The sequence below is a fragment of the Chitinophaga chungangae genome (genome assembly GCF_017742215.1).
GTDB classification, from domain to species: Bacteria; Bacteroidota; Bacteroidia; order Chitinophagales; family Chitinophagaceae; genus Chitinophaga; species Chitinophaga chungangae.
This window is the reverse complement of sequence record NZ_JAGHKP010000002.1, coordinates 530,737-543,330: the sequence shown is the minus strand read 5'-3', so window position 1 is coordinate 543,330 and position 12,594 is coordinate 530,737. Positions and strand designations below refer to the sequence as shown.

The window sequence follows — 12,594 nt, the reverse complement described above, 5'->3', positions numbered from 1 at the left end:
AAGTTAAAGCCCAAAAGGGCATATGGAAACCAGGTAATCCCCTGCATCCTGACTGTGAATTTAAAACTGAAAGCAATGAAAAGATTAACCGTATTATTAATGGCACTCATTATGACAGCTACATCCTTTGCACAGACTACTGAAACCAAACCCCCGGTTAAGAAGATCGAAGTAACTGGTTCCGCGGAGCTCGAGATCACCCCGGACGAGATCTGGCTGAATATCACGCTGCGTGAGTACATGAAGAACAAAACGCAGAAAGTAGCCATCACCACGCTGGAATCGCAGCTGCAGAAAGCGGTGGAAGCCGCCGGCATCGCCAAAGAAAACTTCACCATCGAAAATGTGTTCGGTTACAACTACGACCAGTGGTGGAAAAAGAAAAAAACGCCCGAAGATTTTATGGCGCGTAAACAATACCGTCTGAAGCTGAACAGGCTCGACAAGATCAACGGCATTCTCGCGGCGGTAGACGAAGAAGGCATTGAAAGCGTGAACATCGCTTCCTTCTCCAGCAGCAAAATGGAAGAGTACCGCAAACAGGTAAAAACGAACGCGCTGAAAGCCGCGAAAGCCAAAGCCGAATACCTGCTGGCCGCTATCGATGAAAAGATCGGCGGCGTGATCGAGATACAGGAATTCAACACCGATCATTACAGCGACGTGCGCCCCGAAATGGCGAACGTGAGAACGTTCAAAGCCGCGGCAGCCGATATGGGCGGCGCTCCTGATTCCAATATCGATTTCAAAACGATCAAAGTACGCGCCGAAGTAAGGGCCGTGTTCGGGATCAAATAAGGGTATACTGAATTGAACTAAAAGAGAAAAGGGCTTCCAGTCGTCACTGGTAGCCCTTTTTGTCTGTCTGATAAGTCGCGTGCGCCGGAAGACGAATGGACTTTGTTCTACTGTCGTTTAACTGTTTTCATTTCTATTTTGCTACTTGATGCCGCCGGCATCAAATCAGGTAAGTTGGGATAAATAGGACATGGTATGATAAAATCGGTTAGTACATTTTAAGCACCGTTACATCGAATTTGCCTTCGGTAATGGTTTTCTTTTTAGTCTCGTCCACATCGTGAATAAGCACGCCGGAAAAAGTGCCTTTGGCGGCTGTTTCGCTCACCGATTCAATTTTGATGGACGAAGAAGCGCCGATCGTGAGATCGTCTGCCGCATAACTTTCGCTGGAGCCAAGCGTTTTCATCCATCCGAGGGAGTTGAAGCCGTTCAGATCGAGGTTGTAGGTGCCGGGTTTCAGCTGTTTGTCCGGGAACAGGATATTGACGGTAACGAGTTGATTGTCGCTGGTCATGCCGCTGACTACCAGCATGGCGTTGGCCGCGGTGTCGTGCAGGCTTCCGGTAAGTTGTTTGGTAACCGTGAGTTCCTGCCCGTCCAGCTTCAGGGTAAGATAACCTTCGCTTTTGTTATCCTTGAAGGGATCTTTTTTTTCGCAGGCGGTGAAGCACAATGCGGCGATGAGGCCGATGGCCGGGAGAAAATATCTGGTTTTCATAGGTACGTCGGTATAGGTTATGTTCGTGCAATATAGAATATCTTTATAGATTATAAAAATATTTTATAAATAAAGTTCGTGACTAATATTGAAAAAATGTTGGAGTGCGGGATAGAAAAGATTGAAACAGACGCGTTTTAGAATGATTATGAAGCAAGAAAGCCGTCCCGGAATTGCTCCGGGACGGCTTTCTTATTATCTATTAAAACGCATTACGCGTCGATTCTCGCATATTTCGCATGAGATTCGATGAACTCCCTGCGCGGGGGAACTTCATCGCCCATCAGCATGGTAAAGATGCGGTCGGCTTCGAACGCGCTGTCGATCGTTACTTGTTTCAGCGTGCGCGCGTCGGGGTTCATGGTGGTGTCCCATAGTTGTTCGGCGTTCATTTCACCCAAACCTTTGTATCGCTGGATGGTCACGCTGTCTTCCCTGCCGGCGCCGGCCAGTTTGGAAACGGCTGCCTTGCGCTGCTCGTCGTTCCAGGCGTAAATGTGGTCTTTGCCTTTTTTCACCTGGTACAGCGGCGGTTGTGCGAGGTACACATAACCCTGTTCCACCATTTCTTTCATGTAACGGAATACGAAAGTGAGAATGAGCGTGGCGATGTGGCTTCCGTCCACGTCGGCATCCGTCATGATGATGAGTTTGTGATAACGCAGCTTGCTGAGGTTCAGGGCTTTTTCATCATCCGGTGTGCCGATGGTTACGCCAAGGGCAGTGAAAATGTTTTTGATCTCTTCGTTTTCGTAGATCTTGTGCTCCAGCGCCTTTTCCACGTTCAGGATCTTACCGCGCAGCGGCAGGATGGCCTGGAAGTTACGGTTGCGGCCCTGTTTGGCGGTACCGCCCGCCGAATCACCTTCGACGAGGTAAAGCTCGCATTTGGTGGGATCATTGTCTGAGCAGTCCGCCAGTTTGCCGGGAAGGCCGCTGCCGGTCATCACGCTTTTGCGCTGCACCATCTGGCGCGCCTTGCGGGCTGCCTCTCGGGCCTGCGCGGCCAGCACCACCTTGTTGATGATGGTTTTGGCTTCACGGGGATTTTCTTCGAGGTAGTCGTTCAGCACGTTGGCTACGGCGCTGTCCACAATGCCCATCACGTCTGAGTTGCCGAGCTTGGTTTTGGTCTGCCCTTCAAACTGCGGTTCGGGAACTTTTACGCTCACGATACAGCTGAGGCCTTCACGGAAGTCGTCTCCCGTAACCTCCACTTTCGATTTCTCGAACATCTTGTTCTTATCGCCGTAGGCTTTGAACACGCGGGTGATGGCCCTGCGGAAGCCGGCCACGTGGGTGCCGCCTTCGATGGTGTTGATATTATTTACGTAGGAAAAAATGTGCTCGTTGAAAGAATCGTTGTACAGCAAAGCCACTTCCACGGCAACGTTAGATGCCGCGTCGTGCGCTTCGATGTAGATAGGCTGCGGCACCAGCGGGTTGCGGCGGCCGTTTTTGTCCATCAGTTCCACGAATTCGATGATGCCGCCCTCGCTGTAGAACACTTCGCTGAAAGCGTTGCCGTTCTCGTCTTTTTCACGTTCGTCGGTGAGGGTGATGCGGATCTTCCTGTTCAGGAACGCCAGCTCGCGCAGGCGGCCCGCAAGGGTTTCGCGGTTATAGGTGGTTTCGGTGAAGATCGTGGTGTCCGGCTTGAAATGTGTAATGGTGCCGGTTATGTCGCTGTCGCCGATCTCGCGCACGGAATACTGGGGGTGGCCCATTTTGTACGCCTGCTCGAAGATCTTGCCGTCGCGGTGAACGATCACGTGCAGGGGATCGCTGAGCGCGTTCACGCAACTTACGCCCACACCGTGCAAACCGCCGGATACCTTGTAGGTGTTCTTGTCGAACTTGCCGCCGGCGTGCAGTACGGTCATTACCACTTCCAGCGCGGAACGTTTTTCCTTGGGGTGCATGCCGGTGGGAATACCGCGGCCGTCGTCCTTCACGCGGATCGAATTGTCTTCACAGATCGTTACCTCGATGTTTTTGCAATACCCGGCTAGCGCTTCGTCGATGGAGTTGTCGACTACTTCGTATACGAGATGATGTAAACCTTTCACCCCGATGTCGCCGATATACATGGCAGGACGTTTACGCACCGCTTCCAACCCTTCCAATACCTGAATGCTACCCGCATCATATCCGTTGTTGGGGGTAGTTGCTTGCACTAGTTCTTCACTCATATTTTTAGCTGAAAATCTATTTTTAACAAAATGGTAGACAATCCAGCAAATGTACGCAAAATCAGCCTAATTTCCATGAAAAAAAGGGCTTATTTAAGGGGTGTGGACAGCTTGTGAATTGCAGATATGCCGCAGTGTTATATATTGAGAATAATTACACTTTGTAACGCGCCCTTTAACGCGAAAAGGACGGCCTTTTTTACATCAGTCCCGCCGCCGCATCCGTCAGCACCGTCTCTTTGATGCCGGTAAAGATCGTCTTCCATACCAGGTTAAAAAATGACTTCTTCGGGTCGCGCGTGAACCGCGGTTTTGCGATACGCACCGGCCCGTCCGGCGGTGGGTTTTCGTTATGCAGCGCCATCAGGTTGGCGATAAAGCTCACCAGCCCTTTCTTCCGTTTTTTCCCTTTCGCATTTTCCATGTCTTTCAGGAAATCGATCTTGAGGTCGCTGTACAGCAGCCTGAGCGTGCCGGAGCAGCTTCTCTCGTTGCCTTTCAGGTTAAAATCCATCTCGCGGATGTTGGCCGAGCGGATCGCCACTTCGCCCAGCGGCCGCGTAGCGGGGTTCATTTCCCGCCCGTCCATCCCCCTCAGCTGGCCGGATACGCCGAACACGCCGGTCTTGCTGCCCAGCTCGAAATCGAAACGCGCCCTCAGCTTGCCGGTGCGCATCAGCACGGCGTGCAGGTCTGCAATACAGTGATGGTTCCGTTCTATCAGTGAATCCTGGTTGGTGATGTTGGTGAACGTGCCGCCGGCCTGGTGAAATTCGATCCTGCCCGCTTCCCCGGTCTGCGGGTGCAGCTCCGTGTAAGAAATATGAACGCCCTGCGCCTTCAACGTGTCGATGGTGAGCGGCAGCTGGAGTTTGTCCAGCAGCTGGTTCGGAAAACCGCCGTATTTGTCGCCCGGCGGGTAAGGCAGGGCGCGGTTGCGGTAAGCGTGCAGCTCGCCGCCGTCTATGCTGGCCGTTCTGATGAAAATGGTCTGCCGCAGCAGGTTTTGCAGCGTTACGCCTTCCGCTTTGATATGATTGAAAGCGAGCTCGAACCGGTCGTTCTGCGTCACGATCTTTTTATCGAAATCGGCTTTTTTATACCGCGGCTCCAGCTGCACGTTTTCCACGCTCAGCGCCTTTTCGATGGCATTGTAACTGATATTGTTCACGTGCAGCCAATACAGGCTGTCCGGCGTACGGTAGTCCCACTTTTCGAGCGATACGTCGAAATTCTGCGCGTAGAGCACGCGGGAAAGGTCTTTTTCGGTCATGGAATCGATCTGCAGGTCGCGCAGCCGCACGTCGAGATTGTCCAGTTTGGTGATCTTCCGGCTGCTGTCTTCCCGGATCTGCACGTAAGAAAGGCGGGTGTTGGCGAGGTCTATGCGCCCGATGCGGAAGTTGTGGATGAGCTGGTTCATGGCGGCGTAGAAGCTCTTCTGGGGCGTGGTGTCGCGGCTGCGGAGGTCTTGCACGACGGTGATCTCGGGGTCTTCCATGGTGAATCCCGAAGCGTCCACTTCTTTACCGATGAAATATTTCCAGATCTTAAGGCCTGACACCCGCACATAGCTCATTTTGGCGTTGTAGATCATCTGCGGCGCCCGGCTTTCCGCCACCAGCCGGTTATACACGGCGCTGTCCGGCAGCAGCGCCACGTTTTTGATGCTTACGCTGCCGGTAAGCAGGTTGAGGCTGATGTCGCCATAGGCGAGGGTATACAGGCTGTCCGACCCTTCGCTGACGTAACGCCGGAGCTGTTTGTCCATGATGCCTTTCCAGTGGTTATTGAGGTACCAGGCCGTTCCCAGCACTATCGCGGCCAGAATAGCCGCCACCGTTAGTATGATCTTCCAGAACTTCTTCATGCGCCTTTACTGTTGCTAAATTTATACCAATTAGGGAAATAGGCGGATTTGTAACGACTGTGTCAAACTGTAAGAATTATAACAACGATTCGTTAATTTTGTGGCTCAATGGGTGAAAATATATGAAGGAAGTACAGGAACTTTTAACGCTCGCTATCCCGCAACCCGCCATGGGCGACCAGTTGCAGCTTGCCGAGGCCGATAATGTATCGGTTCCTGACTGCCTTGATTATTCTCTCCAGCGCTTCGTTTACGAACGCCCGTTACCGGTGGAGGATGTGGCGATGGTGGTATACCAGCCCGCAAAACGGGGAAAAAGCGCTGCTATCGAGCTGCGGTATTGCGTGGCAGGCAACAAATATTGCCAGAAGCCCAATTGTACCGACAAGGTATGCGCAGACGGTCACAAACACGAGGACTGCAATACCAAATTGCCTTCCGTGGACATGATCACCGTTCGTTTCCAGCCTGCATTCATCCAGTCCCTGCAAAAAGGGAACACATCTTTCTCCCTTTTCGAGCTTCAATCCAAAAAACCTTTCGTAAAAACCATCCAGCCCTGCACCAAAAGCAAATCGGTCCTGGAGCAGATGGTGCATCACAATTACGAAGGCGTGCTGAAAAATATTTTCCTGCAAAGCAAAGCTTTGGAGCTTCTGCTGTTCAGTTCAGACCAGTTTATCCAGAACGATACGGACGAGCGTTATGGCTGCCGTTTCCTGACGCACCTGGAAGACCGCGAGAAGATCGAAAAAGCGCGCAACATTTTGCTGGAGCAGCTGGACGCGCCGATCACCATCCGCGACCTGGCGAGAAGGGTGGCGATGAACGAATGTTACCTCAAAAAAGGATTCAAAGCGGTGTACGGCACCACCATCTACGATTATTTCCAGAAAGAAAGGATGGAAAAGGCCAAGGGCCTGTTATACGAAAGAGGCTTGTCCGTTTCGGAAGTAGCCATCATGATGGGATATTCCTGCATTTCCCATTTCTCCACCGCGTTTAAAAAACATACGGGCCTGAAACCGTGTGAGTTGCTGCTGCGTTAGGCGGTTTTTCCTTTTACGATCATTACTTTTCCCGATTCGATAAAGCGCACACCGAGGATTGTACTTTCTTTGTGTTACGATCTTTGGATGTCTATCCGGGGTTCCTCATAAGCTTCCTTATCAGATTTGACCTAAGGGAAAAGCTTGCTGGCGATAGTAAAGCCATTAAGGCGGTGCATATCAAACACCACAAAGACCTAATCTGCACTGCCAAGTCCGTAAGTTTTTCCACCGTAATTTGCATAAAGCCGTTACTTTTCTGTGACGGCTTTTTTTTGTGCCCGGAATTTTGGCGGGAGTTGCGGCAAAAGAAAAACCCCGCCCAAAAGAGCAGGGTCTGTCCTATTTATCCCTATACCTATGAAATACTTAATGAATGTCTTTGTTGGTAAATATTCTTAATCAACAATGGTGCCAGCATCGTTCAGCAGTACGGTTTTGGCAGTCCCGTTATCGTCAATATTTACTTTATAATAAGGCGCCACGTCCGCTCTTTCGATTTTCCACCCTTCTTTAACAACAGCGGAGGGATATTTGTTCTTCAATGTTCCCAAAACTGTTTCAGGCAGGTTACCTGTTTCGAAAGTGCTGCGGGTAGCCACCCATGTGCCTTCGGCGTTGTATTCAACAGCGGTTTTTACATTTTCCCTGTTGAAGGATGCGATCCAGTTGCCGCCGGAGGTTTTCGCCCACTGCGCATCGGTAGCTGCTGCAAAATCAGCATTTTGTGTAAATGCATCTTTGACAGACGCCGGCGCTTCTATTTTTTTGGCTGTTTTGGCTTTTTTAGATGATTTCTTTTGCTGTGAAAACGCTATGCCGGATGTGAAGATGGCAGCGCATATTAATAACGTTACTTTTTTCATAAAAGATATGGTTTATAATCGCGTTAGACTCTTCAGAATCCTAACCAAAACAATGCCAAAAACGCAAAGCAAGCATAGTTTATTGCAAATTACTCAATTTTGCCGGCATTTTCTTCATAAATCTGTTATTTTTTCTCCCGTATACCCGCACTCTGAAACCTGCACGTATTTTCGTAACTTCGCAGAATTTTAAATACCAAACTTAAGCACCCGGGTGGGAAATTGATTATGTCCAGCAAATACCAGGAATACAATCAACTGAATTTACCGCAAATAGAACAGGATATACTGCAAGCGTGGGAAAAGCACCAGATTTTTGAGAAAAGCATCGCAAACCGCGATGGCGCGGACCCTTACGTGTTCTACGAAGGCCCCCCGAGCGCCAACGGCCTGCCCGGCATTCACCACGTGATATCCCGCGCCCTCAAAGACCTCGTATGCCGGTACAAAACCATGCAGGGTTTCCAGGTAAAACGCAAAAGCGGCTGGGATACCCATGGCCTTCCCGTAGAGCTCGGCGTTGAAAAAGCGCTCGGCATCACCAAGGAAGATATCGGTAAAAAGATCTCCATCGCCGAATACAATGACACCTGCCGCAAGGAAGTATTAAAATATAAAGACCGCTGGGAAGACCTGACCCGCAAAATGGGCTATTGGGTAGACCTCGAGCACCCTTACATCACATTCGACAATTCCTATATCGAAAGCCTGTGGTGGTGCCTGCAACAGCTGTATAAAAAAGGACTTTTATATAAAAGCGTCAGCATCCAGCCGTATTCGCCCGCGGCCGGCACCGGTCTCAGCTCGCACGAGCTGAACCAGCCCGGTACCTATAAAGACGTGAAAGACACCACGATCGTGGCCATGTTCAGGGCGCTGCAGTCAGACAAATCGCAGTTCCTGTTCAACGCCGCCGGTTCAGACCAGGTGTTTTTCCTCGCCTGGACCACCACGCCCTGGACGCTTCCCAGCAACCTCGGTCTTACCGTAGGCGGCAATATCGATTATGTGCTGGTGAAAACCTTCAATCCCTACACTCATTTGCCGATCAATGTAGTGCTGGCGAAAGACCTTGCCGGGAAATATTTCAAACCGGAAGGCGAAAACGGTGATTTTGAAGGATATACCGCCGAAACGAAAATACTGCCCTGGAAAGTGATCGCCGGTTTCAAAGGGAACCAGCTGGAGAACATCCGTTACGAACAGCTGCTGCCTTTCGCACAGCCCGAAGAAGGCGATCCCTTCCGCGTGCTGCTCGGCGATTTCGTGACCACCGAAGACGGTACCGGCATCGTGCATACTGCGCCGGCTTTTGGTGCGGACGATAACCGCGTCGGGAAAAAATACGGTATCGGCATCCTTACGCTGGTAGACCGCCAGGGGAAATTCACCGATAATGTCGGCGAGTTTTCCGGCCGTTACGTAAAAGATTATAAAAACGACCCGGACTATAAGGACGTGGACGTAGACATAGCCGTAAAGCTAAAAAAGGAAAACCGCGCCTTTAAAGTGGAAAAGTACGAGCACACCTACCCGCATTGCTGGCGTACGGACAAACCCGTGCTGTATTACCCGCTGGACGCATGGTTCATCAAAACCACCGCCATGAAAGACCGCATGGTGGAGCTGAACAAGACCATCAACTGGAAACCCGCTTCCACCGGCAGCGGCCGCTTCGGCCAGTGGCTGGAGAACATGGTGGACTGGAACCTTTCCCGCAGCCGTTACTGGGGCACCCCGCTGCCCATCTGGCGCACGGAAGACGGCAGCGAGGAGATCTGCATCGGCAGCATCGCCGAGCTGAACGAGGGTATCAGGCTGGCCAATGAAGTGCTCGGCGGCGATGTGAACAAACATTACCTGCACGAAGGCATCCTAGACCTGCATAAACCGTATGTAGACGATATCATCCTCGTAAGCTCCACCGGCAAACCCATGCGCCGCGAGCCGGACCTGATCGACGTTTGGTTCGATTCAGGCGCCATGCCGGTTGCGCAATGGCATTATCCTTTCGAAAACAGGGAAATGCTCGAAAAAGGCCAGGCTTTCCCGGCGGACTTTATCGCCGAAGGCGTAGACCAGACCCGTGGATGGTTTTACACACTCCATGCCCTTGCCGTGATGCTTTTCGACAGCGTGGCGTATAAAACGGTTGTTTCCAACGGTTTGGTGCTGGACAAAAACGGCAACAAAATGAGCAAACGCGTGGGGAACGTGGTAGACCCGTTCACCACCATCCAGCAGTTCGGCGCGGACGCCACCCGCTGGTACATGATCACCAATGCTTCTCCCTGGGACAATATGAAGTTCGACGTGGAGGGCATCCGGGAAGTGCAGCGTAAACTGTTCGGTACCTTATATAATACTTACAACTTCTTCGCGATGTACGCGAACCTGGACAATTTCGGGTTCAAAGAAGCTTACATCCCGCTGGAGCAACGGCCGGAGATCGACCGCTGGATCATTTCGCTGCTGAACAGCCTGGTAAAACAGGTAACTGCCAGCATGGAAGATTACGAGCCCACACAGGCGGGCCGCGCGGTGCAGGAGTTTGTGGACGAGCACCTGAGCAACTGGTACGTGCGCCTTTGCCGCCGCCGGTTCTGGAAAGGAGAGTATGAGCATGACAAGATCAGCGCTTACCAGACCCTGTACGAATGCCTGGAGAAGATCGCGCAGCTGATGGCGCCGGTGAGCCCGTTCTTTACGGACTGGCTGTACCGCAACCTGAACAGCGTGAGCGACCGTCAGCAGGAAGAAAGCGTTCACCTCACCCGTTTCCCCGTGGCGGATGCCGCGGCGATAGACCCGGACCTGGAGGAAAGGATGCAGCTGGCGCAGGATGTGTCGTCGCTGGTGCTGAGCCTGCGGAAAAAGACGAATATCAAGGTAAGGCAGCCGTTGCAGAAGATACTGATCCCGGTGCTGGACCCTCATATGAAAGACCAGCTGGTTTTGGTGGAACATTTGATAAAAAGCGAAGTGAATGTAAAAAGTATTGACTATCTTACGGAAACCGAAGGTTTTATCAAGAAAAAGATTAAGCCCAACTTCAAAACGCTTGGCAGCCGTATGGGTGCGAAGATGAAATCGGTGGCTGCTGCGATCGGTGCGTTTACGCAGCATGAGATTGCCGAATTGGAGAAAAACGGCAGTTTTGGCTTAATAATTGAGAATGAGCAGGTTCCGATCCAGTTAACCGATGTTGAGATCATTTCGGAAGACATTCCGGGATGGACGGTGGCGAATAAAGGCTCGTTAACCGTGGCGCTTGATATTACCATCACCCCTGATTTATTGGATGAGGGCAATGCCCGTGAGCTGGTTAACCGGATTCAGAAGATACGGAAGGACAGTGATTTTGAACTGACTGACCGTATTGCTGTTAAAGTGGCTGACGTGGAGGCCCTGAAATCGGCGATAATTAACTTTAATGACTATATTTGCACGGAAATTTTGGCAGATAGTTTGGAGATAGTGCCGCAATTACTGGAGGGCATAGAAGTAGAAGTTAACGATCTTAAATTCAACGTATTAGTTAACAAAAAAAGCTAATCCCATGGCAACAAAGAAGAAGGTTGCTAGTAAAACTACCAAGAAGGCGGTTCCTGCCAAGAAAGCTGTAGCCAAAAAGGCTGCTGCGCCTAAGAAAGCTGCGTCCAAACCGGCGCCTGCCAAAAAGGCTGCGGCTTCGCCGAAGAAAGCTGTTGCGAAAAAGGCGGCGCCTAAAGCAGCGAAGCCCGCTCCTAAAAAAGCAGCGGTGAAAAAAGTAGCGGCAAAAGCAGCCCCTTCGAAGGCAGTTCCCGCCAAAAAGAAAGCGGAAGTAGCCAAAAAGCCCGTCAAAGCAGTAAAATCCGCACCGGCCAAAAAAGCACCGGCAGCTAAAGCTCCCGCTGCTAAAAAAACGGCCGTTGTTGCCAAGGCTCCTGTTAAGAAGCCCGCTCCGGCGCCCAAGGCGAAGCCCGCTCCCGTAACGGCCAGCAAACCGGCAGAAAAACAATCACCGCGCGAACCGTTTATTTCTAAACCCGTAGAAAAAGTAGATATAATGGCATCAAAGAGTAAACAGGATAAACCAGACAAGGAACCGGTAAAAAAGACCAGGGTGGAAGAACCTGCCAGGAGGACTACTGAGAAACCGTCTTCCAGAACTCCTTCAAAGGCCGCCGGCAGCCGACCGGTAATGAAAACCGTGACTTATTCTCCGGAATTCACCAAATCAGTACTGGATCAGCCGGAAGCACCTGCCGGCCCGATATATCGTTATAGCGACCCTGAGCTCCAGGAATTCCGGGAGATCATCCTGAAAAAACTGGAAGCGGCCAAAAAAGAACTGGTATACCTCCAGGGCCTCATCACCCGTAAGGACGAAGCAGGCACCGACGATACTGAAAACAAATATATGAGCATGGAAGACGGCAGCGGCTCACAGGAACGTGAACAGCTGAACCAGATGGCAAGCCGCCAGATCCAGTTCATCGACCACCTCGAAAAAGCCCTCGTGCGCATCGAGAACAAAACATACGGTATCTGCCGCGTAACCGGCAAGCTGATCGAAAAAGCCCGCCTGAAAGCGGTGCCCCATGCTACCCTCAGCATCGAGGCAAAACTTGCGAAAAGCAAATAACGAACCCGGCCACCGGCCGCACAATATATTGAAGGGCTGTCCGAAGGGCGGCCCTTCTTTTATGTCCCGAAACACAGGCGCACTTCGAAATACACGAGAGACCATCCGGAACGGCTTCCTTCATACCTGAAACACAGGCATATTTCGAGATACACGAAAAACTATCCGGGAATGGCCCTGCATACTCCGAAACACAGACGCACTTCGAAATACACGAGAGACTATCCGGAACGGCCCTTCCTTCATACCTGAAACACAGGCATATTTCGAGATACACGAAAAACTATCCGGGAATGGCCCTGCATACTCCGAAACACAGGCGCACTTCGAAATACACGAGAAACTATCCGGAACGGCCCTTCCTTCATACCTGAAACACAGGCATATTTCGAGATACACGAAAAACTATCCGGGAATGGCCCTGCATACTCCGAAACACAGGCGCACTTCGAAATACACGAGAAACTATCC

9 protein-coding genes are annotated in these 12,594 nt (G+C 51.2%); 4 read left to right on the top strand and 5 right to left on the bottom strand.

Annotated elements, in window-relative coordinates:
• Positions 1-75: 75 nt before the first annotated feature.
• Positions 76-798: an SIMPL domain-containing protein gene (locus tag J7I43_RS10295; RefSeq protein WP_209145587.1), complete on the top strand. Its 723-nt coding sequence runs from the start codon at positions 76-78 to the stop codon at positions 796-798.
• Between the two features lie 208 nt (positions 799-1,006).
• Here J7I43_RS10295 and J7I43_RS10290 read toward each other — a convergent pair whose 3' ends face one another.
• From J7I43_RS10290 to J7I43_RS10280, 3 genes are all read right to left on the bottom strand, one after another.
• Complete coding sequence (locus tag J7I43_RS10290) at positions 1,007-1,519, bottom strand: hypothetical protein (protein WP_209145586.1); 513 nt, start codon at positions 1,517-1,519, stop codon at positions 1,007-1,009.
• A gap of 212 nt (positions 1,520-1,731) precedes the next feature.
• Positions 1,732-3,711: a DNA topoisomerase (ATP-hydrolyzing) subunit B gene (gyrB, locus tag J7I43_RS10285; RefSeq protein WP_209145585.1), complete on the bottom strand. Its 1,980-nt coding sequence runs from the start codon at positions 3,709-3,711 to the stop codon at positions 1,732-1,734.
• Positions 3,712-3,910: 199 nt separating this feature from the next.
• Positions 3,911-5,581, bottom strand: coding sequence for an AsmA family protein (locus J7I43_RS10280; RefSeq protein ID WP_209145584.1), 1,671 nt, complete (start codon positions 5,579-5,581; stop codon positions 3,911-3,913).
• Between the two features lie 122 nt (positions 5,582-5,703).
• Here J7I43_RS10280 and J7I43_RS10275 point away from each other — a divergent pair, with 122 nt between their 5' ends.
• On the top strand, positions 5,704-6,630 hold the full coding sequence (locus tag J7I43_RS10275; protein ID WP_209145583.1) for a helix-turn-helix domain-containing protein: 927 nt from the start codon (positions 5,704-5,706) through the stop codon (positions 6,628-6,630).
• A 398-nt stretch (positions 6,631-7,028) separates the two neighbouring features.
• Here J7I43_RS10275 and J7I43_RS10270 read toward each other — a convergent pair whose 3' ends face one another.
• Positions 7,029-7,496 (bottom strand): PepSY-like domain-containing protein, encoded by a 468-nt coding sequence (locus J7I43_RS10270; RefSeq protein WP_209145582.1) that lies wholly within the window; start codon positions 7,494-7,496, stop codon positions 7,029-7,031.
• A gap of 228 nt (positions 7,497-7,724) precedes the next feature.
• Between J7I43_RS10270 and ileS the strand changes: the two genes are divergently transcribed.
• Positions 7,725-11,051, top strand: a complete 3,327-nt coding sequence (ileS, locus tag J7I43_RS10265) for an isoleucine--tRNA ligase (RefSeq protein ID WP_209145581.1) — start codon at positions 7,725-7,727, stop codon at positions 11,049-11,051.
• Here the strand turns inward: ileS and J7I43_RS10260 are convergent.
• Positions 11,031-11,579: a hypothetical protein gene (locus J7I43_RS10260; protein ID WP_209145580.1), complete on the bottom strand. Its 549-nt coding sequence runs from the start codon at positions 11,577-11,579 to the stop codon at positions 11,031-11,033. The two genes, ileS and J7I43_RS10260, sit on opposite strands and share 21 nt — an antisense overlap.
• Here J7I43_RS10260 and J7I43_RS10255 point away from each other — a divergent pair.
• Entirely contained in the window at positions 11,545-12,123 is a 579-nt protein-coding gene (locus J7I43_RS10255) for a TraR/DksA family transcriptional regulator (protein WP_236023353.1), read from the top strand. The two genes, J7I43_RS10260 and J7I43_RS10255, sit on opposite strands and share 35 nt — an antisense overlap.
• The last annotated feature ends 471 nt before the right edge of the window (positions 12,124-12,594 follow it).